The 20,854-nt window shown below is 72.1% G+C and carries 22 protein-coding genes; 9 read left to right on the top strand and 13 right to left on the bottom strand.

What is annotated here, in order from left to right:
* Nucleotides 1–18 precede the first annotated feature (18 nt).
* Entirely contained in the window at nucleotides 19–663 is a 645-nt protein-coding gene (locus tag ACWCXX_RS15580; protein WP_451127332.1) for a DUF6758 family protein, read from the bottom strand.
* 157 nt (nucleotides 664–820) lie between these two features.
* Here ACWCXX_RS15580 and ACWCXX_RS15585 point away from each other — a divergent pair, with 157 nt between their 5' ends.
* Nucleotides 821–2,053, top strand: coding sequence for an MFS transporter (locus ACWCXX_RS15585; protein WP_451127334.1), 1,233 nt, complete (start codon nucleotides 821–823; stop codon nucleotides 2,051–2,053).
* 151 nt (nucleotides 2,054–2,204) lie between these two features.
* Here the strand turns inward: ACWCXX_RS15585 and ACWCXX_RS15590 are convergent, their stop codons facing one another.
* On the bottom strand, nucleotides 2,205–2,789 hold the full coding sequence (locus ACWCXX_RS15590) for a suppressor of fused domain protein (protein WP_451127336.1): 585 nt from the start codon (nucleotides 2,787–2,789) through the stop codon (nucleotides 2,205–2,207).
* A 411-nt stretch (nucleotides 2,790–3,200) separates the two neighbouring features.
* Between ACWCXX_RS15590 and ACWCXX_RS15595 the strand changes: the two genes are divergently transcribed.
* Together ACWCXX_RS15595 and ACWCXX_RS15600 are read left to right on the top strand one after the other, a co-directional pair.
* Nucleotides 3,201–4,316, top strand: a complete 1,116-nt coding sequence (locus tag ACWCXX_RS15595) for a magnesium and cobalt transport protein CorA (protein WP_451127338.1) — start codon at nucleotides 3,201–3,203, stop codon at nucleotides 4,314–4,316.
* A 74-nt stretch (nucleotides 4,317–4,390) separates the two neighbouring features.
* A complete protein-coding gene (locus ACWCXX_RS15600; protein WP_451127340.1) occupies nucleotides 4,391–4,915 on the top strand; it encodes a hypothetical protein in 525 nt (174 codons plus the stop codon).
* Between the two features lie 206 nt (nucleotides 4,916–5,121).
* Here ACWCXX_RS15600 and ACWCXX_RS15605 read toward each other — a convergent pair whose 3' ends face one another.
* Nucleotides 5,122–5,886: a hypothetical protein gene (locus tag ACWCXX_RS15605; protein ID WP_451127342.1), complete on the bottom strand. Its 765-nt coding sequence runs from the start codon at nucleotides 5,884–5,886 to the stop codon at nucleotides 5,122–5,124.
* A 205-nt stretch (nucleotides 5,887–6,091) separates the two neighbouring features.
* Between ACWCXX_RS15605 and ACWCXX_RS15610 the strand changes: the two genes are divergently transcribed.
* The 3 genes from ACWCXX_RS15610 (at nucleotide 6,092) to ACWCXX_RS15620 (ending at nucleotide 9,143) form a co-directional block, all read left to right on the top strand.
* The gene (locus ACWCXX_RS15610; protein ID WP_451127344.1) at nucleotides 6,092–7,366 is read left to right on the top strand and encodes a magnesium transporter MgtE N-terminal domain-containing protein; all 1,275 of its coding nucleotides are present in this window, start codon (nucleotides 6,092–6,094) and stop codon (nucleotides 7,364–7,366) included.
* Nucleotides 7,356–7,913, top strand: coding sequence for a DUF1003 domain-containing protein (locus tag ACWCXX_RS15615; RefSeq protein ID WP_451127346.1), 558 nt, complete (start codon nucleotides 7,356–7,358; stop codon nucleotides 7,911–7,913). Before ACWCXX_RS15610 ends, ACWCXX_RS15615 begins: the two co-directional genes overlap by 11 nt.
* A 96-nt stretch (nucleotides 7,914–8,009) precedes the next feature.
* Nucleotides 8,010–9,143, top strand: a complete 1,134-nt coding sequence (locus ACWCXX_RS15620) for an Mrp/NBP35 family ATP-binding protein (RefSeq protein ID WP_451127348.1) — start codon at nucleotides 8,010–8,012, stop codon at nucleotides 9,141–9,143.
* 64 nt (nucleotides 9,144–9,207) lie between these two features.
* On the opposite strand, the gene ACWCXX_RS15625 is transcribed toward ACWCXX_RS15620, so the two are convergent.
* The 5 genes from ACWCXX_RS15625 to sigE all read right to left on the bottom strand — a co-directional run bounded on the left by ACWCXX_RS15625 (nucleotide 9,208) and on the right by sigE (nucleotide 14,349).
* Nucleotides 9,208–9,867 (bottom strand): hypothetical protein, encoded by a 660-nt coding sequence (locus ACWCXX_RS15625; RefSeq protein WP_451127350.1) that lies wholly within the window; start codon nucleotides 9,865–9,867, stop codon nucleotides 9,208–9,210.
* A gap of 119 nt (nucleotides 9,868–9,986) precedes the next feature.
* Nucleotides 9,987–10,472, bottom strand: a complete 486-nt coding sequence (locus tag ACWCXX_RS15630; protein ID WP_451127352.1) for a sec-independent translocase — start codon at nucleotides 10,470–10,472, stop codon at nucleotides 9,987–9,989.
* 99 nt (nucleotides 10,473–10,571) lie between these two features.
* The gene (locus ACWCXX_RS15635; protein ID WP_451127354.1) at nucleotides 10,572–12,422 is read right to left on the bottom strand and encodes a trypsin-like peptidase domain-containing protein; all 1,851 of its coding nucleotides are present in this window, start codon (nucleotides 12,420–12,422) and stop codon (nucleotides 10,572–10,574) included.
* Nucleotides 12,423–12,532: 110 nt separating this feature from the next.
* On the bottom strand, nucleotides 12,533–13,591 hold the full coding sequence (locus ACWCXX_RS15640; protein ID WP_451127356.1) for an anti-sigma factor family protein: 1,059 nt from the start codon (nucleotides 13,589–13,591) through the stop codon (nucleotides 12,533–12,535).
* Entirely contained in the window at nucleotides 13,588–14,349 is a 762-nt protein-coding gene (gene sigE, locus ACWCXX_RS15645; protein ID WP_451127358.1) for an RNA polymerase sigma factor SigE, read from the bottom strand. The genes ACWCXX_RS15640 and sigE overlap by 4 nt, the downstream gene beginning before the upstream one ends.
* 185 nt (nucleotides 14,350–14,534) lie before the next feature.
* Here sigE and ACWCXX_RS15650 point away from each other — a divergent pair, with 185 nt between their 5' ends.
* Nucleotides 14,535–15,200 (top strand): O-methyltransferase, encoded by a 666-nt coding sequence (locus ACWCXX_RS15650; protein WP_451127409.1) that lies wholly within the window; start codon nucleotides 14,535–14,537, stop codon nucleotides 15,198–15,200.
* Nucleotides 15,201–15,305: 105 nt separating this feature from the next.
* On the opposite strand, the gene ACWCXX_RS15655 is transcribed toward ACWCXX_RS15650, so the two are convergent.
* Nucleotides 15,306–15,473 (bottom strand): DUF3117 domain-containing protein, encoded by a 168-nt coding sequence (locus ACWCXX_RS15655; protein WP_003966491.1) that lies wholly within the window; start codon nucleotides 15,471–15,473, stop codon nucleotides 15,306–15,308.
* A gap of 314 nt (nucleotides 15,474–15,787) precedes the next feature.
* On the opposite strand from ACWCXX_RS15655, the gene chcB reads away from it, so the two are divergent.
* Nucleotides 15,788–16,597, top strand: coding sequence for a 2-cyclohexenylcarbonyl CoA isomerase (chcB, locus tag ACWCXX_RS15660; RefSeq protein ID WP_451127360.1), 810 nt, complete (start codon nucleotides 15,788–15,790; stop codon nucleotides 16,595–16,597).
* A gap of 114 nt (nucleotides 16,598–16,711) precedes the next feature.
* Here chcB and ACWCXX_RS15665 read toward each other — a convergent pair whose 3' ends face one another.
* Together ACWCXX_RS15665 and ACWCXX_RS15670 are read right to left on the bottom strand one after the other, a co-directional pair.
* Nucleotides 16,712–17,299: a DNA-3-methyladenine glycosylase I gene (locus ACWCXX_RS15665; protein ID WP_451127362.1), complete on the bottom strand. Its 588-nt coding sequence runs from the start codon at nucleotides 17,297–17,299 to the stop codon at nucleotides 16,712–16,714.
* Nucleotides 17,296–17,718 carry a DivIVA domain-containing protein gene (locus ACWCXX_RS15670; protein ID WP_451127363.1) on the bottom strand — a complete coding sequence of 141 codons (423 nt, stop codon included), beginning with the start codon at nucleotides 17,716–17,718 and terminating at the stop codon, nucleotides 17,296–17,298. Before ACWCXX_RS15670 ends, ACWCXX_RS15665 begins: the two co-directional genes overlap by 4 nt.
* A 179-nt stretch (nucleotides 17,719–17,897) precedes the next feature.
* On the opposite strand from ACWCXX_RS15670, the gene folP reads away from it, so the two are divergent.
* Nucleotides 17,898–18,770, top strand: a complete 873-nt coding sequence (gene folP, locus ACWCXX_RS15675; RefSeq protein ID WP_451127365.1) for a dihydropteroate synthase — start codon at nucleotides 17,898–17,900, stop codon at nucleotides 18,768–18,770.
* Nucleotides 18,771–18,875: 105 nt separating this feature from the next.
* On the opposite strand, the gene ACWCXX_RS15680 is transcribed toward folP, so the two are convergent.
* Together ACWCXX_RS15680 and dapE are read right to left on the bottom strand one after the other, a co-directional pair.
* Nucleotides 18,876–19,625, bottom strand: a complete 750-nt coding sequence (locus tag ACWCXX_RS15680) for an LOG family protein (protein WP_451127367.1) — start codon at nucleotides 19,623–19,625, stop codon at nucleotides 18,876–18,878.
* 102 nt (nucleotides 19,626–19,727) lie between these two features.
* Nucleotides 19,728–20,807, bottom strand: a complete 1,080-nt coding sequence (dapE, locus tag ACWCXX_RS15685) for a succinyl-diaminopimelate desuccinylase (protein WP_451127369.1) — start codon at nucleotides 20,805–20,807, stop codon at nucleotides 19,728–19,730.
* Between the last annotated feature and the right edge of the window lie 47 nt (nucleotides 20,808–20,854).

The raw sequence follows: 20,854 nt of genomic DNA on the forward strand, positions 1-20,854 counted from the left end.
CCGGGGCCGTGCCGACGTTCAGGGTGTGTCGAGCAGGCGCGGTGTGAGCGCCCCGCACGGCACGAGGTCCATCTCCCCCCCGGCCTCGCGCAGATCGGCGAGCACCAGCTCGTCGTACATCAGGAGGCCGGACTGCTCGGGCCAGACGACCGCCCAGAGCCAGAGCCCGCGCGCCTCGCCCGCGAAGACCGCGCGGTCCTCGGGGGCGCCCTTGACGTGCCAGAGCGGGGTGGGGCGGCCTGCCGCGAGCACCTTGACGTCGGGCGGGCCGTCGACCTCCAGGTGGGGGCCGGGGTCGGGGCCCTCGATCCCGGCGTACCGCGCACCGAGGCCGAGTCCGAGCTCCTCGGTGACGAGCAGCAGCTCGCCGATGCCGCCGACGGGGCCGGGGCCGGAGCAGGCGACGACGGTGGCGCGACCGCCGCTGCGGTCGTCGCCCGCGCTCGCCACGCCGGTGAACAGCCAGCCCACCGGCAGCGGCCAGGGCATCCACACCGGCACCTGGGCCCGGCGCACCACCGCTCCCAGCGCTTCCACGCTGGGCGGGACGACCGGCTGCAGCGGCTGCACGCTGCCGTGCAGGGTGCACTGCCAGGTGTCGGCGAAGAGACCGGGTGCCCTGACCCGGCCTCCACACTTCGGGCAACTGGGTTCGCCCCTCATAGCGACCAACGGTCCTCCAGGACCGTCGCCGCGTCAAGGACGATCACCCGTCCGTAGCGCGGCCCTCACCGGCAGATTTAGATGTAACTTGCACTCATTAGTCTATCTAACTTATTCTGTGCACACTGCAACGACCTAGTGGAGAGCGAGGAGATCCATGCAGGGAGAGGATCCGTTCGATCAGGGCGCGGGCAGCATCCTGCGCCAACCGAAGGCCGTCTGGGCCACGGCGGGCGCCTCCGTGGTCGCGTTCATGGGAATCGGCCTGGTGGACCCGATTCTTCCGTCCATCGCCAAGGGCCTGGAGGCGACGCCCAGCCAGGTGTCCCTCCTCTTCACCTCGTACTTCCTGATCACCGCCGTGGCGATGCTCGTCACCGGCTTCGTCTCCAGCCGACTGGGCGGCCGCAAGACGCTGCTGGCCGGTCTGGCGCTCGTCGTCGTCTTCGCGGCGCTCTCCGGCACCTCCACGTCCGTCGGCGAACTCGTCGGCTTCCGGGCCGGCTGGGGGCTGGGCAACGCGCTCTTCGTGTCGACCTCGCTCGCCGTGATCGTCGGCGCGGCGGCCGGCGGCAGCGCGGCGGCGATCCTGCTCTACGAGTCGGCGCTCGGCCTCGGCATGGCGTGCGGACCGCTGCTCGGGGCGCTGCTCGGCGACGCCAGCTGGCGCTACCCGTTCTTCGGCACGGCCGCGCTGATGGCGATCGGCTTCATCTGCATCACCGCGTTCCTGAAGGAGCAGCCCAGGCCCGCCCGGAAGACCTCGTTGCTGGACCCGGTCAAGGCCCTCGGCCACGGCGGTCTGGCCTCGGTCGCGGCCTCGGCGTTCTTCTACAACTACGCGTTCTTCACGATCCTGGCGTTCACCCCGTTCGTGCTGGACATGACGCCGTACAAGTCCGGCGCGGTCTTCTTCGCCTGGGGCCTGCTGCTCGCGGTCTTCTCGGTGCTCGTCGCCCCGCGGCTCCAGAAGCGCTTCGGCTCGCTGAAAGTGCTCGGCGCCTCGCTGGTGCTGCTCGCCGTCGACCTGCTGGTCCTGGGGTACGGCAACCACACCGCCGCCATCGTCTGCACGATCGTCTCCGGTGCCTTCATCGGCATGAACAACACCGTCTACACGGAGCTGGCACTCGGCGTCTCGGACGCGCCGCGCCCGGTGGCGAGCGCGGGGTACAACTTCGTCCGCTGGTTCGCCGCTGCCGCCGCCCCGTACCTCGCCCCGAAGATCGAGGAGTGGAGCAACGTCCACGTCCCGTTCGTGGTCGCCGCGATCGCGGCCGTCGTCGGCGCGCTCGTGGTCCGGGTCCGGCGTACGGCGCTGATCCACGAGGCGGAGGTGCTGGAACCGAAGCACGCCACCGAGGACGGGGTCGCGGCCTTCGCCGACTGACCCGCCGTCCACCCCGCACCGGCCCACGCCGGACCGGGCCGGAAGCCCGGGGCCGGAGACCTGGGCCCGGATGCCTCGGACCGGAGACCCGGGATCGGTCCGCACGCCCCCACCGGGCCGAAGTCCCGGCCCCCGGGCCGGAAGCCCGGGATCAGTCCAGCGGCACCGAACCGCGCAGTGGGTCGCGCAGGTCCGTGCCGTGCGAGAGCCACCGCTCCTGGAGCTCCTGCGCGCCCCGGACCCGCTTCCACGCGGCCTCGTTGGGCGTCATCGGCAGCAGCGGCAGGAACATCACCGGATCCATCCCCCCGCCCGGCTCCAGGTTCTCGACCAGACCGCCCGGCTCCGCGACCAGTACCGAGCTGAACGGCGCCCCGGGCCACAGCGGTTCGCCGACGTCCAGCGAGGCGCCCGGCGTCACCACCAGCCCCTCGACCTGCGGGGAGGCCGCCAGCACGGCGAGCGGGCGCAGCACCTTGTCGGTGTCGGCGAGCCCGGCGCGCACCGAGAGGACCAGCTCGGCGCGCGGCCCCTTCACCGGGTCCGCGAGGACCGCGGTCGGGTCGGCCATCGGCTGGGCGGACATGCCGAGCGTGGCGTAGCGCACCACGTCGCCGTCGACGAAGCGGAGCACCTCGATCCGGTCCGTGCCGAGAAACGTCACCGCGGCGCGCGCGTCCGGTTCACCGAGGGCCGTCAGCAACCGGGCCTCGACCAGAGCAAGAATTTCTCCCATCCCGCGAGCATAGAACGCGTATGGAACGGGCAAAGTAAAGGATTGGCCGTCGGTCGGCTGATAGTCTTGGCCGCTGGTCGGGGCAGCACGCAGAAGCGTCGCTCTCAGTCCCGACGACACGTCATCCCCCAAGGGGGACCGGCTGGAGGAGGTGGGGCTGCCATGGATCGAAGTCGACCGTGCAGTACCAACCGCTCTTCCGCATCTCACCTTCCCCCGGTGATCTGAAGCCTTCTCGGTCAAGGCCCATGGCATTGCGCACGACGGAAGAGCACTTCCTTCTTGCCTGTCTGTAGCGAACGCCGTCATCGCGCCGCTGCGGTGCCGCCCGCTTTGCGGACGTGAGCGCACGTCCCCATTCCGGGCTGTTCCACGTGCCCGACGACGGCCCTCCGTGAAGAGGAGCCAGCCATGTCGATGATCCGCGACCTGCGCGCCGTCGTGCGCCCGTCCCTGCGCAAGAGCAACGCCCTGCACAACGCCTACGACACCACCCGCGACCCGTCCGCCTCCAGCGCGGTCGTCGACTGCGCGGTCTACCGCGACGGCCGGCGCGTGGAGCACGAGGGCTGTCGCACCCCGCACGAGGCGATGCTCGAAGTGCGGAAGAAGGGCGGCTTCGCCTGGATCGGTCTGCACGAGCCCACCGAGCAGGAATTCGCGGGCATCGCCCGGGAGTTCGGGCTGCACCCGCTCGCCGTCGAGGACGCCGTCCACGCCCACCAGCGGCCGAAGCTGGAGCGGTACGACGACACGCTCTTCACGGTCTTCAAGACCATCCACTACGTCGAGCACGCCGAACTCACCGCCACCAGCGAGGTGGTGGAGACCGGGGAGGTGATGTGCTTCACCGGCCGGGACTTCGTCATCACCGTGCGGCACGGCGGGCACGGCTCGCTGCGGGCGCTGCGCCACCGGCTCCAGGACGACCCCGAGCTGCTCGCCAAGGGCCCCTCCGCGGTCCTCCACTCCATCGCCGACCACGTCGTCGACGGCTACATCGCGGTGGCCGAGGCCGTGCAGGACGACATCGACGAGGTGGAGATCGAGGTCTTCTCCACCCCGGCGAAGGGCAGTCCGCGCGGCTCGGACGCGGGCCGGATCTACCAACTGAAGCGCGAGGTACTGGAGTTCAAGCGGGCGGTGTCGCCGCTGCTGCGGCCGATGCAGCTGCTGAGCGAGCGGCCCATGCGGCTGGTCGACCCCGACATCCAGAAGTACTTCCGGGACGTGGCCGACCACCTGGCACGGGTGCACGAGGAGGTCATCGGCTTCGACGAACTGCTGAACTCGATCCTCCAGGCCAGCCTGGCGCAGGCGACCGTCGCGCAGAACGAGGACATGCGCAAGATCACGTCCTGGGCGGCCATCGTCGCCGTGCCGACGATGATCTGCGGCGTCTACGGCATGAACTTCAAGCACATGCCCGAGCTGGGCTGGCGGTACGGCTACCCGATGGTGCTGGGCGTCATCGGCGTGGTCTGCTTCTCCATCCACCGCACGCTCAAGCGCAACGGCTGGCTCTGACGCCCGGTCCGTCGGCCCGTCGGCCGACGACCCGGCCCCGGTCCCGGTCCCGGCCGATCCCATAGAGTTCGGGCATGACTGCTGCCGCCGCCGACCTGCCGCTGGGCCGGGCCCTCGTCGAGGAAGCCACCAAGAAGTCCGGCCTGATCTGGGTACGGGGCACCGGCCCCGCACGGGCGTTGTGGCACGTGTGGCACGAGGGCGCGGCGCACCTGGTCGGGGACGGCCCCGGCGAGCAGCCGTTCCCGGCCGGGCTCGGCGACGGGGCCGCCGCCGAGGTGACCGTGCGCAGCAAGGACAAGGGCGGCAGGCTGGTCGCCTGGACGGCCGCGGTGACGGAGCTCGCGCCGCACTCCCCGGAGTGGGAGGCCGCGGTCGCCGAGCTGAAGGGCAAGCGGCTGAACGCGCCGGACGCCGAGCTGATGACGGAGCGGTGGGCCCGGGAGTGCCGGGTGCTGCGGCTGACGCCCGGTGCGTTCCGTACGGAGCTGCCGGACGGCTCCCTGGCCGCGGCGCCCCTGCCGACGCCCGCGACGACGCGCCGCCCGATCCCCGCCGGGCTGCCGCGCCTGCTCCTCAAGCGCGGCCGCAAGCGCTAGTGCTGTGGCCGGAAGGGTTTGCCGGAAAGCTCGCGGCGTCCGGTGCGGTGCATCGCAAGGCGGAGCATTGCCCGCGTACTGGACGTACTCGGGTGATGCGACAACGCGGCGAGGTGCCGTGCCGGGCGTCGCGAGCCGGTGAACCCTTCCGGCCACAGCACTAGCTGTACCGCCCTGCGAGGCCGGGGGCCCGTCCGGGCCCGGAGTCAGGACGTCGTCCTCGGCAACTGCTTCCCGTAGTCGACGGTGTCCTCCTTCTCCGGCGCCTCCAGGGTGAAGTCCTTGCCCCAGTCCGACAGCATGACGGTCCCCCCGCCGCCGCCGCGCGCGAAGCGCAGCGGGTACGCGGTGCCCTCCAGCGAGACGTCGAGCGTGCCGCCCGCGCCCTCGTCGCCGGCGATCTGGATGGTCCGGGTCGCGCCGATCTCCTTCCGGTCCCCCTTGGCGAGGGTGCCGTGCAGCGTGAGCAGGCCGTCCAGCAGCGTCTTCTTGTCCGTGAAGCCGCGCAGCTGCTTGTACGTGGGGTCGTCCTGGGGCACCTTCACGTACTTGTCCCGGAGCTTGTCGGCGGCGGCCCCGCCCGCCTCGCTGTCGGCACCGGCCCCCTCGTCGTGGCTCCAGAACCCGGCGTCCGCCTTCAGGTAGAGCTCGTCGCCGATGCGCAGCAGTTCGAAGGTGCTGTTCTTCGAGACGACGGAGCCCGTGCCGCCCTCCGCCTTGAGCTGCATGTCGAGCTTGTACGTGCCGCCCTTGCCGACCAGCGCCCCGGCGAGGCGCACCGCGGGGGCGGAGTCCGCCGCCTTCTGCGCCTTCTTCTCGATCTGCGTGGCGGTCAGCCTGCCGACGCCGTTGGTCCCCTCGTCCGGGTCCTCGCCACCGCATGCCGTGAGCGCGGCGGTCAGCCCGGCACAGAGCGCCACGGCGAGGGCGGTGCGGCGTCGGGCCCGGACGGGCGGGGCGGGAGGGGTCACGGGCGCACTGCCTCTCATCTGCGTGGCGGGGGTGGCAGACGGCAGCGTACCTGTGCCGCACCCGCCTTCCGGCAGGGAGCCGTACGGACGGGCCCACCGCGCAGGCCCCGAGCGGTACGGGCTAGCCTGATCACGTCATAACGGTCGATTGACCACCAAACGGGCCGGACACGGAAACCTCGCACGGAAGAAGGAGGCGCACACCATGGCGGCAGGCGCCCCCCGGGTCTTCGTCTCGCACCTCTCCGGCGTTCCGGTCTTCGATCCCAACGGCGACCAGGTGGGCCGGGTCCGCGATCTGGTCGCGATGCTGCGGGTCGGCGGCCGGCCGCCCCGGCTGCTCGGCCTGGTCGTCGAGGTGCTCAGCCGCCGCCGGATCTTCCTTCCGATGACCCGGGTGACGGGCGTCGAGTCCGGTCAGGTCATCACCACCGGCGTGGTCAACATGCGGCGCTTCGAGCAACGGCCCACCGAGCGCCTGGTGCTCGGCGAGTTCCTCGACCGGCGGGTGCGTCTCGTGGAGACCGGCGAGGAGGTCACCGTCCTCGACGTCGCGATCCAGCAGCTCCCGGCCCGCCGCGACTGGGAGATCGACAAGTACTTCGTGCGCAGGGGCAAGGCCGGGGCGCTGCGCCGCAAGGGCGAGACCCTGACGGTCGACTGGTCGGCCGTCAGCGGGTTCTCGCTGGAGGAGGTGGGGCAGGGCGCCGAGACGCTGGTCGCCACCTTCGAGCGGCTGCGCCCGACGGACGTGGCCAACGCGCTGCACCACCTGTCGCCCAAGCGGCGGGCCGAGGTGGCCGCCGCGCTCGACGACGACCGGCTCGCCGACGTCCTGGAGGAGCTGCCCGAGGACGACCAGGTGGAGATCATCGGCAAGCTCCAGGAGGAACGTGCCGCCGACGTCCTGGAGGCGATGGACCCGGACGACGCGGCCGACCTGCTGTCCGAGCTGCCGGAGGAGGACAAGGAGCGGCTGCTGACACTGATGCGGCCGGACGACGCGGCCGACGTGCGGCGGCTGATGTCGTACGAGGAGCGGACCGCGGGCGGTCTGATGACGACCGAGCCGATCATCCTGCGGCCGGACGCGACGATCGCCGACGCCCTCGCCCGGGTCCGGCAGGCCGATCTGTCCCCGGCGCTCGCCGCCCAGGTGTACGTGTGCCGTTCGCCGGACGAGACGCCGACCGGCAAGTACCTGGGCACCGTGCACTTCCAGCGACTGCTGCGCGATCCGCCGTACACCCTGGTCAGCTCGGTCGTGGACAGCGATCTCGTCCCCCTGACGCCGGACACCCCGCTGCCGGCCGTGACGAGCTATCTGGCCGCGTACAACCTGGTCTCGGTCCCCGTCGTGGACGAGAGCGGGTCGTTGCTCGGCGCGGTGACGGTCGACGACGTGCTCGACCACCTGCTGCCCGAGGACTGGCGGGAGACCGACTTCCACAGCGAGGAGGGGGTGGCCCGTGGCCGCTGAGGACCGCTCGAAGGCGGCACCGGTGGGCGCCTCCGGCATCGTGCGCCCGCCTCGCCACCGGCTGGACCAGCCGAAGGGCCCGCGCCGGAAGGTGCTGCCCGACTACGACCCCGAGGCGTTCGGCCGGCTCTCCGAGCGGATCGCCCGCTTCCTGGGCACCGGACGGTTCATCGTCTGGATGACGCTGGTCATCGTCGTCTGGCTGATGTGGAACGTCTTCGCGCCCGCGTACCTGCGGTTCGACCCGTACCCGTTCATCTTCCTGACGCTGATGCTTTCGCTCCAGGCGTCCTACGCGGCCCCGCTGATCCTGCTCGCGCAGAACCGCCAGGACGACCGCGACCGGGTCACCCACGAGCAGGACCGCAAGCAGAACGAGCGCTCCATCGCGGACACCGAGTACCTCACCAGGGAGATCGCGTCGCTCCGGATGGGGCTCGGCGAGGTCGCCACCCGGGACTGGATCCGCTCCGAGCTGGAAGATCTCGTGAAGGACCTGGACGACCGGGGGGCGCTGCTCCCGGCCGAGAGCGACGAAGAGCGCTGACGGGGGCTACTCGCGCGTAGCAGTGTGCGCCGTACCGCCCTCCCGTGGCCCACCACCACCCTCAAGGAACACTGCACTCACCCGTACTATCGAGGTATGGCTACGGAAGACGCGGTGCTTGAGGCACTGGCGACAGTGAACGACCCGGAGATCCACCGCCCGATCACCGAGCTCGGCATGGTGAAGTCGGTCGAGATCGACGCTGACGGTGCAGTCGCTGTCACGGTCTATCTCACGGTCTCGGGCTGCCCGATGCGCGAGACGATCACCAAGAACGTGACGGACGCGGTGTCCCGTGTCGAGGGCGTCTCCCGGGTCGACGTCACGCTGGACGTGATGAGCGACGAGCAGCGCAAGGAGCTGGCGGCCTCGCTGCGCGGCGGTACGGCGGAGCGCGAGGTGCCGTTCGCCAGGCCCGGCTCGCTGACCCGGGTCTACGCGGTCGCGTCCGGCAAGGGCGGCGTCGGCAAGTCTTCCGTCACGGTGAACCTCGCTGCGGCGATGGCGGCCGACGGCCTCAAGGTCGGGGTCGTGGACGCGGACATCTACGGGCACAGCGTGCCGCGGATGCTCGGCGCGGACGGGAAGCCGACCCAGGTCGAGAACATGATCATGCCGCCGTCCTCGCACGGCGTGAAGGTCATCTCCATCGGCATGTTCACACCGGGCAACACCCCGGTGGTGTGGCGCGGCCCGATGCTCCACCGCGCGCTCCAGCAGTTCCTCGCCGACGTGTACTGGGGCGACCTGGACGTCCTGCTGCTCGACCTGCCGCCGGGCACCGGTGACATCGCGATCTCGGTGGCCCAGCTCGTGCCGAACGCCGAGATCCTGGTGGTCACGACCCCGCAGCAGGCGGCGGCCGAGGTGGCCGAGCGGGCCGGTTCGATCGCCGTGCAGACCCACCAGAAGATCGTCGGTGTCGTCGAGAACATGTCGGGCATGCCGTGCCCGCACTGCGACGAGATGGTCGACGTGTTCGGCACCGGTGGTGGTGCGAAGGTCGCCGAGGGCCTGACGAGGACGGTCGGCGCGGAGGTGCCGGTGCTCGGCTCCATCCCGATCGACGTGCGGCTGCGCGAGGGCGGCGACGAGGGCAAGCCGGTCGTCCTGTCGGACCCCGACTCCCCGGCCGGCAAGGCGCTGCGCACCATCGCGGACAAGCTGGGCGGCCGCCGGCGCGGCCTGTCGGGCATGTCGCTGGGCATCACCCCGCGCAACAAGTTCTGAGACGGCGGGGCGGTGACCGGCTTCCGCCCGGTCACCGCCCCGCACCGTTCGTACCCCGGACCGGCTACGCGTACGACGCGATGTCGCCGATCACCGAGAAGCCCAGCCCGTACGCGCTCATGCCCCGCCCGTACGCGCCGATGTGCACCCCGCCGGGCGCCGAACCCGCCAGTACCCAGCCGAACTCGGACTCGCGGTAGTGGAACGGCACGGGGACGCCGTCCACCGGCAGGGACAGCACCGACCAGACGGGGCCCTCCAGGTCGTCGGCGAGCGCGAACGCCGTCTCCGTCTGCTGGTCCAGCCAGTCGTCGCGCAGGGCGTGGTCCAGCTGCGGCGGCCAGGTGTAGGCGAGCAGCCCCGACCCGGCCAGCCAGGCGGCGGAGGAGACCGTGGTCGCGTCCAGCACCCCCGTGCCGTCGCCGCTGCGCCGCACCGGGCTGCTGCCCAGTGACACGACGACGGCGAACCGCTGCTTCTCCTCGCCCGCGTCCGCCCGCACCGACGGCTCGTCGCCGTGTCCGACGGAACCGTGCTGCACCGCGCCGTCGGCGGCGGTGCCCACCTGCATCAGCCAACGCGGCCCGGTGAAGGCCTCGTCCAGTCCGTACCAGGGGAATCCGGCCGCCAGGTAGCCGTCGACGATACGCCGGGCCACCGGACTCCCCTCTGCGGTGACTGTGCTCGGCGCGTCTTCCGCGCCCACCCGACTCGTCGTCCCCATCTGCCCGGCCGCCTCCTCGATCCGTTGGGCCCGGAGCGGCCCGCCCCCCGACGGGCGTACTCACTTCCGGACAGATGGAGAATAGCCATACCGTCCGGACGAGCCCGGTTGGCGGGGGGTCAGGTGGCGTCGGCGTCGAAGGGCGGGTGATTGTCCCTGACCGGCTGGTCACGCTTCTTGAGCAGGTCGGGAGCGCCTGCGGAGCCGTTGGCGGCGGTGATCGCCGGGCTGCTCGACACGCCGCCGGGCGAGTCGGCGGACTCCACGGCCGCGCTCTCCCGACCGTTCACCGCGTCGGTGATCTCGTTCAGGTCCTTGCGCAGGTCGAAGCTCTCGCGGATCTCCTTCAGCCCCAGGTCGTCGTTGCCGTCCATGAGCTGCTTGCGGACGAACGTCTTGGGGTTGAGGTCCTCGAACTCGAAGTCCTTGAACTCCGGGCCGAGCTCCGTGCGGATGTCCTCCTTGGCGCTCTCCGAGAACTCACGGACCTTGCGGATGAAGCGCGAGGCGTCCTGGATGACCTTGGGCAGCTTGTCCGGGCCGAAGACCAGCACGCCCAGGATCCCGAGCGTCACCAGCTCGAGTACGCCTATGTCATTGAACACCCTGTTGCTCCTCGTGTTCTCCGGGGCCGTGTCGGTCGAGGTCCGGACCGGGCCCACGGTACCCGTCGAAACTGTCGTCGCGGTAGCGCGCGCGGGCCGTCACGTGCCGGTTGCCGACCCGAGAGTCAAAGAGATGGACAGGTCTTTACCACCGCGTGTCAGACCGAGGTCGAGCCGGTCTCCGGGGCGGTGCGCGCGGATCTTCACGATCAGTTCCTCGCCGCTGTGCACCCGCTGTCCGTCGACCTCGGTGATGATGTCGCCGGGCCTGATGCCGGCCTTGGCCCCGGGGCCGCCGGGCGTCACCGCGGGGTTGCCGCCCGCGCCCTTGGTGCCGACCCGGGCGCCGTCCCCGGTGTACTTCATGTCGAGCGTGACGCCGATCACCGGGTGGGTGGCCCGGCCGGTGTTGATCAGTTCCTCGGCGACCCGCTTGCCCTGGTTGATCGGGATGGCGAAGCCGAGGCCGATGGAGCCGGCCTGGCCGCCCTCGCCCGACGAACCGCTGTCGGCGGCGCGGATGGCGCTGTTGATGCCTATGACCCGGGCCTGGCCGTCGACGAGCGGGCCGCCGGAGTTGCCCGGGTTGATCGGGGCGTCGGTCTGCAGCGCGTCGACGTAGCTGATGTCGCTGCCGTCGCCCTTCTCGCCGCCCGCGGTGATCGGCCGGTCCTTGGCGCTGATGATGCCGGAGGTCACGGTGTTGGACAGGTCGAAGGGGGCGCCGATGGCCACCACCGGGTCGCCGACCTGCACGTTGTCGGAGTTGCCCAGCGGCAGCGGCTTGAGGCCGGAGACGCCGGAGACCTTGACCACGGCCAGGTCGTAGCCGCTGTCCTTGCCGACGATCTCGCCGCGCGCCGTCTCACCGCCGCTGAACGTCACGGTGATGTCGCCGGACGAACCGGCCGGGGCGACGACGTGGTTGTTGGTGAGGATGTGGCCGGACTTGTCGAGGACGAAGCCGGTGCCGGTGCCGGACTCGCCGGTGCCGCTGACGTGCAGGGTGACCACGCTCGGCAGGGCGCTGGCGGCGATCCCGGCGACGCTGTCGGGGGCCCGACCGCCGCTGTCGCGGCCGGCCTGCGGCAGCTCGATCCGGGTGAGGCCGCCGTTGCGTTCGACGTAGGCGCCGATGCCGCCGCCGATGCCCCCCGCCACCAGGGCGAGCAGCACCGCGCCGATGAGGAGGGAGCCGCGTCGCTGCTTCTTGCGGCCGGTGTCGGCCCCGAGCGGCGGGCCCGGGTTGGCGGTGAGCGGCTGCCGGGGCGCGCCCCAGGGGTCGTACTGGAGCCACTGCGTCGGCTGCGGCTGGAGCGGGGCGGGGGCGGCCTGGGAGTGCGGGGGGTGCGGCTGCTGGGACGTGTGGGGCGGGGGCGTGAAGCCGGGGGCGGGCGCGGCCTGTGCCGAGGAGGCCGGGGCGAGTGGTGCGGGGATGCCCGCTCCGTTCGTTCCCGCGTACTGCGGGGGTACGGAGGTGCCGTGCGCGGGGGTCGGGACCGGCCGCTGCACGGGGGGCGCGGGCGCCCAGGGGCCGGGGCCGCCGTAGGGCGGGGTGCTGTACTCGTCGGGCTCGTGCAGCGGCTTCATCGGCTGCCCGGACGCCATGGGCCCGACGGCCGGGGCCGGGGCCTCGGGGGCCGGAGGGCGGGGCGGTGTGTCGGTGGTGACGGGGGTGTCCGCCGCCGGGGCGTGGGGCCCGGCGGCGGTGGGTGCCCCGGTGGTGCGGGAGTCGTCCGGCGCAAACGGCTCTCCGCCCGCGGGCGCCGGTACGGTGTCCGCCGCCGGGAGCACGGCCGTCGCGTCCGTCGGCGCGCCCGCGGCCTCGGCCGCGGGCGGCGCGTCCTCGACGGGGGACGAGGGCTCGTCCGGCGTTGTACGGGTGGTGCGTCCCGGTGTGGGGCGGCTCCACCACTTCGCCTTCGGCCCGGTGGACTTCCCGTCTTCCATGCTCTCCCCGCAACTGCCTCAACTGGCCCGTGCACGCCCCGGCAGGGGCGTCCCTCCCGGAACTGCTCCAGGAATTCAACCAGGTTTGCGAATGCTTGCGCAGACCCCGGTCAGCGACGGACGGAAAGCGGCAGGCCGCGCTCGGTGGGGGTGGGAAGGGCCGAGGCCGAGGGTTGCGTCCACGACGACGGCGGTGGCGGGGTGTAGGGCGTCGTGGGTTGCGGGGCGAGGCGTCCGAGCACCTTGGCGAAGAGCGGGGTGGGGTCGGTCGGGCGTATCAGGGGTGGCGCGGAGACGTTCATCAGGACCGGGGCGGACACGTCCGTCAGGACCTGCGTGGTGAAGGGTCCGCCCACCAGACTCCCGGTGGACAGCGGCTCGGGCGCGGCCGACGTCGCGGGGGCGGCCGCGGGCGCCGCGCTCGGCGCGGCCGACGGGACCGTCGCGGCCGGGCTGCCGCCCTCCTCCGTCGCCGTGAACCTGCCGGGGCCGCCGCTGCCGTTGCGACGGCCGGCCGGGCTGCCGCCCTCGCCGCGCGCAGTGGTGTCGAAGGGGGTCACCGCGTTCCCCGAGCCGGAGCCGGAAGCGCGGGCCGCGGCACCGCTCCCGGAGCCCGTGGGCAGGGCGCCGCCGAGGGCGATGGCCGCCAGCGAGACGGCGCTCGCCGCCGCGAAGGCGAATCTCCGGCCGCGCCAGGGCGAACGGTCCGCCTCGCGTCCCACCTCATGGATCCGGAAGCCGGAACGCGAGGAGCTGCCCGGCAGCACCGCGGTCGAGCCGTGCGGGGCGGGCAGGAAGCCGAAGCCTCCGAGCGGAGAACTCCCCGGCGTGTCGGGGCGACTGCCGGACGGCTGGATCGCGGGGAAGAGCCCGCCGGCGAAGCGTCCGGTGCCGCCGAACGGTCTTCCCTCGTCGTCGCCGTCACCTCCCGGCCCGCCGGGAAGTCCCTGCAGCCGGGCGAGGAACCCCTCGGACGGCGAGGGCGGGGCGGACTGCGCGAAGACGCTCTTCAGACGCCGCTGGTCCGCGGCCTCGGCCTTGCACTTGGCGCAGGTCGCGAGGTGGGCGAGCACCCGGTCCCTGGCGTCGTGTTCGAGCTCGCCGTCGACAAGCGCGGCGAGGCGGTCCCCCAGGTGTTGTTCCGCGGGGGTCGGACCTGTGCCACTCACGCCGTTCCGCCCTCCCCCGCCAGTACCGCGCCCGCCAGCGAGCGCTGCTCGGCACGGGCCGCGGGCGAACGGTGCTGCAGCGCCTTGCGCAGGTGCGAGCGGCCACGGTGGATACGGCTGCGCACGGTGCCGAGCTTCACGCCCAGCGTCGCCGCGATCTCCTCGTACGAGAGGCCCTCGATGTCGCAGAGCACGACGGCGGCACGGAACTCGGGCGCGAGGGTGTCCAGCGCCTGCTGGACGTCCGCGTCGAAGTGGCTGTCGTTGAAGACCTGCTGCGGGGACGGCTCGCGGCTCGGCAGCCGCTCGGCGGCGTCGTCGCCGAGGGAGTCGAAGCGGATCCGCTGCTTGCGCCGGACCATGTCCAGGAACAGGTTGGTCGTGATGCGGTGCAGCCAGCCCTCGAAGGTGCCGGGCGTGTAGGTCGACAGCGACCGGAACACGCGGACGAAGACTTCCTGGGTGAGGTCCTCGGCGTCGTGCTGGTTGCCCGTCAGCCGGTAGGCGAGGCGGTAGACCCGGCCGCTGTGCGTGCTGACGATCTCTTCCCATGAGGGCGGTGTCCACGCCTGGGAGTCCGCATCGGAGGCGAAGGTCGCGGTCGGTGCGGAGTCGTTGGAAGAACGGTCAGCGATGTAGGTCACGGATTTCGGCTCACCCGCCGACCTGAGAAAGCGCCGCAGCGCTCCTCTCCGATCCACAGGCGCAGCCGCACCTCCCCTGTCGGCTCTGGTGGTGTCCAGTGGAGTCCCTACCATAGCCACCTCGCCCGTTAGCTCCGGATAAGCCTTTTTCCTGCTGGGGCCGGGGGTCGCCCCCGGAAAGCACCGGCCCGTGGCTCTCCGGACCCGATCCGCGGGGCCGGTCCCACGGGCTTTCCCCCGCCTCCTCATAACGCCCGGTCCCATCTGCGGGTTCCCGGGTGCAGCGGATACAGTCACCGTTGCGCCAACTACGGGGACAGGAGAGGGTCATTACCGCCAACCGGCAGACGAGCTGGGCGTTCGCCGACGCCTTTGTCGCCGAGGACGGAGCAGTGCGCTGGGCCAGGGACCGGGCCCGGGAAGCAGGGCTCCGCTCGGTGTCGCCAGGCACCGGCGCAGCGCTGCGCCTGCTCGCTGCCACGACGGACGCCAAAGCGGTGGCCGAAATCGGCACCGGCACCGGCGTGTCCGGCCTCTATCTGCTGCACGGCATGCGGCCCGACGGGGTGCTGACCACGGTCGACCCGGAGCCCGAGCGGCAGCAGTTCGCCCGCGAGGCGTTCCGGGCCGCGGGCTTCGCCGCCAATCGCTCCCGTTTCATTCCCGGCCGCGCCCTGGACGTACTGCCGCGGCTCGCGGACGGCGGATACGACCTCGTGTTCTGCGACGGCGACCGGCTGGAGAGCCTGGATTACCTCGCTGAATCGTTGCGCCTGCTGCGCCCCGGCGGCCTCGTCTGCTTCGAGGGCGTCTTCGCCGACGGCCGGACGGTCGACTCCGCGGCCCAGCCCGCGGAGGTGCTGCGGCTGCGGGAGCTGCTGCGCGCGGTGCGGGAGAGCCAGGAGCTGATGGCGACGCTGCTGCCGGTGGGCGACGGGCTGCTGTGCGCCGTGCGGCGGGGCTGAGCGGCCGGTGCCGTGGGGGCGGCCCGGCCCCGGATCATCGTGAACGCATCACTGCCCCGGCACGGACACCGTGCCGGGGCAGTGATGAAGAGTGAACGCCTCTGTTCAGCCGACGACCTTCTTGAGGGCGTCGCCGAGTGCATCGGCCTCGTCCGGCGTCAGCTCCACGACAAGCCGACCGCCGCCTTCGAGCGGAACGCGCATGACGATGCCCCGCCCCTCCTTTGTCACCTCGAGCGGGCCGTCGCCCGTCCGCGGCTTCATGGCCGCCATGCTCGTTCCCCTTCCTGAAACCAGCTCATCGCAACCGGCGGCCCCACTGACAGGCGCTGTGTCACCGGCATCGAACACATTGCTTCCAAGCCATTATCCCGCATCACAGACCCCGATGACCAACCTCGGTCGGCATCGCTTGTGCAACGCACTCTCGCAAAACCACCCATTTCGGCGATCGACCTGCGATACTCCGCCGCCCTCGCCCCTCCGACGGGGTGCAATTGTTAGACGCAGGTCACATGTCGGCTTCCGCCCCGGTCGGCCATGCTTGCCTGGACAGGCTTTGCCCGAGGTCCGGAGGGGACAACGAAATGGCCGATCACATGGCGGACAGCGTGCTCTACGAGGTGAGCGACGGACTCGCGACGATCACCATCAACCGCCCCGACGCGATGAACGCCATGAACACGGCGGCCAAGGTGGCGCTCCGGGACGCGCTGGAGGCCGCTTCCGCCGACGCCGCCGTACGGGCCGTTCTGCTCACCGCGACCGGGCGCGCCTTCTGCGTGGGTCAGGACCTGAAGGAGCACGTGGCCAAGCTCGCCGAGGCCCAGTCGGGCGGCGGCGACGCGCTGAGCACCGTGCGGGAGCACTACAACCCGATCGTCCGGGCCCTCACCGGGATGCCCAAGCCGGTCGTCGCCGGGGTCAACGGCATCGCCGCGGGCGCCGGTTTCGGCTTCGCGCTCGCCTGCGACTACCGGGTGGTCGCCGACACCGCCTCGTTCAACACCTCGTTCGCCGGTGTCGCCCTCACCGCCGACTCGGGCGTCTCGTGGACGCTGCCCCGGCTGATCGGGCAGAGCCGCGCCGCCGATCTGCTGCTCTTCCCGCGCTCGATCTCCGCGCAGGACGCGTACGAACTGGGCATCGTGAACAAGCTGGTACCCGCGGCCGACCTGGCCGCCGAGGCCGCCGCCGTGGCCCGCACCCTGGCGTCCGGCCCCACGGTGGCGTACGCCGCGCTCAAGGAGTCCCTGGCCCACGGCGCCGGCCGCACGCTCGACGAGGCGCTGGAGAAGGAGGAGGAGCTCCAGAGCCGGGCGGGCGCCTCCGAGGACCACACAATCGCGGTACAGGCGTTCCTGAACAAGGAGAAGCCGAAGTACCTCGGCCGGTAGCGCCGAGAACCCGGGCGTCCGGTACTCCGAGAAGCCCGAGCGCCCGGGGCCCCGGTAGCGCCGGGCCCCGGGCCCTCCGGTGGTCTGTCGGTCCGTCGGCCGCCGACCGTCGGGCTACGTGCCGGTGCCGCGTGCCACGCAGTCGGCCAGGTGGTCGTCGACCAGGCCGCACGCCTGCATCAGGGCGTAGGCCGTCGTGGGTCCGACGAAGCGCAGGCCGCGCTTCTTGAGGTCCTTGGCCAGCGCCGTCGACTCGGGCGTGACGGCGGGGACGTCGCCGAGGGTGCGCGGGGCGGGGCGGCCCACCGGGTCGGGGGCGTGGGACCAGATCACCTCGTCCAGCTCACCGGCGGACCAGCCGGCCAGCACCTTGGCGTTGGCGAGGGTGGCCTCGATCTTGGCCCGGTTGCGGATGATGCCGGTGTCGGCGAGGAGGCGTTCCTCGTCGGCGCCGGTGAACTCCGCCACCGCGGGGATCTTGAATCCGGCGAAGGCGGAGCGGAAGCCCTCGCGGCGGCGCAGGATCGTCAGCCAGGACAGGCCCGACTGGAACGCCTCCAGGCAGAGCCGTTCGAAGAGGGCGTCGTCGCCGTGGACGGGGCGGCCCCATTCGGTGTCGTGGTACGCGAGGTAGTCATCGGTGGCCAGTCCCCACGGGCAGCGCAGACCGCCGTCCTGGGCGGCCACGGCTCCGCCGCTCATCGCCGGGGCTCCTCTCCGGGGTGGCGGGGCTCCGGCTCGGGCGGCTCCCACGGCGCTCTCGGGCGCTCCTCGCCCGGCTCCGGGGCCGGATGCTTGAACAGGTCGGGGCCACCGACCGCGGTCGCCTGGGCACCCGCCAGCGCCGACTCCAGCTCCGCGATCCGGGCGTCCCGCTCGGCGAGTTCGGCGCCGAGGCGGTCGAGCGCCTCATCCACCTCCGTCATGCGGTAGCCGCGCGCGACCACCGGGAGCCGCAGCGCGTCGACGTCCGCGCGGCCGACCGGGCGTGTCGCGGGCAGCGGGTCGGCCGGCTGCTCGGGCGCCACGTCCTGGAGGACCGCGCTCTTCCCCCCGCCGACCACCGCGAGGGTGACCGCGGCCACGACCACCACCATCGACAGCAGCAAGAACCAGAACACGCGCATCTCCCCGGGAGCGGAAACCTGTCCGGGTCCGATCGTGCCATGCGGCACCGACAACCGGGGCCCGGCCCGGCTGGGACCGTGGGACCGACGGCCGGGACCAGGCGATAACTTGGCGGACACGGCCCAGGGGTGCAGGCGCCCCACGGGGCGATCTACCGGAGGAGAGACACGGGATGCGAAGCGGTGCGCTCAGGCTGGGACGGCGCGAATTCGATGCGCACGAGCCGGTGATCATGGCGATCGTGAACCGCACCCCGGATTCCTTCTACGACCGGGGCGCGACGTTCCGGGACGAACCTGCGCTCGCCCGGGTCGAGCAGGCGGTCGCGGACGGCGCGGCGATCGTCGACATCGGGGGCGTGAAGGCGGGCCCCGGCGAAGAGGTGACCGCCGAGGAGGAGGCCCGCCGCACGGTGGGGTTCGTCGCGGAGGTGCGCCGCCGCCACCCGGACGTGGTGATCAGCGTCGACACCTGGCGGCACGATGTGGGCGCGGCGGTCTGCGAGGCCGGGGCGGACGTGCTGAACGACGCGTGGGGCGGTTTCGACCCGAAGCTCGCGGAGGTCGCCGCGCGGTACGGCGCCGGGCTGGTGTGCACACACGCGGGCGGCGCCGAGCCCCGGACCCGGCCGCACCGGGTCGTGTACGAGGACGTGATGGCGGACATCCTGCGGGTGACGGTGGGGCTGGCCGAGCGGGCGGTCGCGCTCGGGGTGCGGCCGGACGGGATCATGATCGACCCCGGTCACGACTTCGGGAAGAACACCCGGCACTCCCTGGAGGCGACCCGGCGGCTCGGCGAGATGACGGAGACCGGCTGGCCGGTCCTGGTGTCGCTGTCCAACAAGGACTTCGTCGGCGAGACGCTCGACCGGCCGGTGAAGGAACGGGTGCTCGGGACGCTGGCGACGACGGCCGTGTCGGCGTGGCTGGGCGCGCAGGTCTACCGGGTGCACGAGGTGGCGGAGACCCGGCAGGTCCTGGACATGGTGGCGTCGATCGCCGGTCACCGGGAGCCCGCGGTGGCCCGCCGCGGGCTGGCCTGAGAACCGCGAGCGCGGGACGGGAAGACCGCGAGCGTCAAAACGTGAAGAGGGCGGGCGTCGGGGCGGGCGCCCGCCCCGACGCCGTTGTCGCGGGAGCCGGGTCGCCTACCGGCCTACCTCCTTCGTCACGAGGTCGACCGCCTCGTCCACGTCGTCCGTGACGTGGAACAGCAACAGGTCGTGCTCGGACGCCTTGCCCTGGGCCACCACCGTGTCCCGCAGCCAGTCCACGAGGCCGCTCCAGTACTTGGTGCCGAACAGCACGATCGGGAAGCGGGTCACCTTGCCCGTCTGGACGAGGGTGAGGGCCTCGAAGAGTTCGTCCAGGGTGCCGAGGCCGCCGGGCAGCACGACGAAGCCCTGCGCGTACTTCACGAACATCGTCTTGCGGACGAAGAAGTAGCGGAAGTTCACGCCGATGTCGACGTGCGGGTTGAGGCCCGACTCGAAGGGCAGCTCGATGCCGAGGCCGACCGAGACGCCCTTCGCCTCCCGCGCCCCCTTGTTCGCCGCCTCCATCGCGCCGGGCCCGCCCCCGGTGATCACCGCGAAGCCCGCCTCGACCAGAGCCTTGCCGATCCGTACGCCCGCCTCGTAGTCGGGCCCGCCGGCCGGTGTGCGGGCGGAGCCGAAGACGCTGATGGCACTCGGCAGTTCGGCCAGTGCGCCGAAGCCCTCGACGAACTCCGACTGGATGCGCATCACCCGCCAGGGGTCGGTGTGCACCCACTCGGAGTCGCCCTCGGTGTCCAGCAGCCGCTGGTCGGTGGTGCCGGGCTGCACCTGTTCCCTGCGGCGCAGTACCGGTCCGAGCCGCTGCTCCTCGGGGACACGTGCTCCCTCGGGGTTGCCCATGATCTGCTCCCTCCGACGACGATCGACGGCCGCCCGACGACGGCCATCCGTTGTCAGGTCAGGGTAGATCGGCAGAGGTTACGGGCAGGGGAAGACCGTGGGTCAGCCGGTGAGCCAGGAGCGGAGCCGCTCCTCGCAGTGGGTGATCCGCTCGACCTTCACGTGCTCGTCGCGCTTGTGCGCCAGGAGCGGGTCGCCGGGTCCGTAGTTCACGGCGGGGATGCCGAGGGAGCCGAAGCGGGAGACGTCCGTCCAGCCGAACTTGGGCCGGGCGGTGCCGCCGACCGCCGCCATGAACGCCTCGGCCGCCGGGTGGGAGAGGCCGGGCATGGCCGCGCCCGAGTGGTCGTCGACGACGAATTCGGCGACGCCGCAGCCCGCGAAGACCTCGTGGACGTGGGCCAGCGCCTCCTCGGCGGTGCGGTCGGGGGCGTACCGGTAGTTGACGACGACGGTGCAGGCGTCGGGGATGACGTTGTTGGCGACGCCGCCCTCGATCCGTACGGCGTTGAGGCCCTCGTGGTATTCGAGGCCGTCGATGACTGGGCGGCGCGGTTCGTACGCGGCGAGGCGGGCCAGGATCGGGGCTGCGGCGTGGATGGCGTTGGACCCCATCCAGCTGCGGGCGGAGTGGGAACGTTCCCCCTCGGTGCGGAGGAAGACCCGCAGGGTGCCCTGGCAGCCGCCCTCGACCTCGGCGTCGGAGCCCTCCAGCAGGACCGCGAAGTCGCCGGTCAGCCAGTCGGGGTGGGCGTCGGCGATGTGGCCGAGCCCGTTGAGGTGCGCGGCGACCTCCTCGTTGTCGTAGAAGACGAAGGTGAGGTCGCGGTTGGGTTCGGGCACGGTCGCGGCGATCCTCAGCTGGACGGCGACGCCCGACTTCATGTCGGAGGTGCCGCAGCCCCACAGCAGGCCGTCCGCGTCGAGCCGGGACGGCACGTTGTCCGCGATCGGCACGGTGTCGATGTGCCCGGCGAGCACGACCCGCTCGGCCCGGCCCAGGTGCGTCCTGGCCACGATGTTGTTGCCGTGCCGGTCGACGGTCAGGTGCGGGAGCGTGCGCAGCACCGATTCGATCGCGTCGGCGAGGTCCTTCTCCTGACCGCTGACCGAGGGGAAGTCGACGAGCGCGGCGGTGAGCGCCGGACCGTCCAGGGTGAGGTCGAGTGTGGTTTCGGGCATGGCACCGACCCTAACGACCTCGCCCGTGATCGGCAGCGACGTCTCAC

The sequence above is a fragment of the Streptomyces sp. NPDC001732 genome, assembly GCF_053596315.1.

What these genes read in the sequence shown, in the direction of transcription:
- ACWCXX_RS15580 (WP_451127332.1), bottom strand. Translation starts at nt 663, where the DNA reads ATGAGGGGCGAACCCAGTTGCCCGAAGTGTGGAGGCCGGGTCAGGGCA.
- ACWCXX_RS15585 (WP_451127334.1), top strand. Translation starts at nt 821, where the DNA reads ATGCAGGGAGAGGATCCGTTCGATCAGGGCGCGGGCAGCATCCTGCGC.
- ACWCXX_RS15590 (WP_451127336.1), bottom strand. Translation starts at nt 2,789, where the DNA reads ATGGGAGAAATTCTTGCTCTGGTCGAGGCCCGGTTGCTGACGGCCCTC.
- ACWCXX_RS15595 (WP_451127338.1), top strand. Translation starts at nt 3,201, where the DNA reads ATGTCGATGATCCGCGACCTGCGCGCCGTCGTGCGCCCGTCCCTGCGC.
- ACWCXX_RS15600 (WP_451127340.1), top strand. Translation starts at nt 4,391, where the DNA reads ATGACTGCTGCCGCCGCCGACCTGCCGCTGGGCCGGGCCCTCGTCGAG.
- ACWCXX_RS15610 (WP_451127344.1), top strand. Translation starts at nt 6,092, where the DNA reads ATGGCGGCAGGCGCCCCCCGGGTCTTCGTCTCGCACCTCTCCGGCGTT.
- ACWCXX_RS15620 (WP_451127348.1), top strand. Translation starts at nt 8,010, where the DNA reads ATGGCTACGGAAGACGCGGTGCTTGAGGCACTGGCGACAGTGAACGAC.
- ACWCXX_RS15625 (WP_451127350.1), bottom strand. Translation starts at nt 9,867, where the DNA reads ATGGGGACGACGAGTCGGGTGGGCGCGGAAGACGCGCCGAGCACAGTC.
- ACWCXX_RS15635 (WP_451127354.1), bottom strand. Translation starts at nt 12,422, where the DNA reads ATGGAAGACGGGAAGTCCACCGGGCCGAAGGCGAAGTGGTGGAGCCGC.
- sigE (WP_451127358.1), bottom strand. Translation starts at nt 14,349, where the DNA reads ATGGTAGGGACTCCACTGGACACCACCAGAGCCGACAGGGGAGGTGCG.
- ACWCXX_RS15655 (WP_003966491.1), bottom strand. Translation starts at nt 15,473, where the DNA reads ATGGCGGCCATGAAGCCGCGGACGGGCGACGGCCCGCTCGAGGTGACA.
- chcB (WP_451127360.1), top strand. Translation starts at nt 15,788, where the DNA reads ATGGCCGATCACATGGCGGACAGCGTGCTCTACGAGGTGAGCGACGGA.
- ACWCXX_RS15665 (WP_451127362.1), bottom strand. Translation starts at nt 17,299, where the DNA reads ATGAGCGGCGGAGCCGTGGCCGCCCAGGACGGCGGTCTGCGCTGCCCG.
- folP (WP_451127365.1), top strand. Translation starts at nt 17,898, where the DNA reads ATGCGAAGCGGTGCGCTCAGGCTGGGACGGCGCGAATTCGATGCGCAC.
- ACWCXX_RS15680 (WP_451127367.1), bottom strand. Translation starts at nt 19,625, where the DNA reads ATGGGCAACCCCGAGGGAGCACGTGTCCCCGAGGAGCAGCGGCTCGGA.
- dapE (WP_451127369.1), bottom strand. Translation starts at nt 20,807, where the DNA reads ATGCCCGAAACCACACTCGACCTCACCCTGGACGGTCCGGCGCTCACC.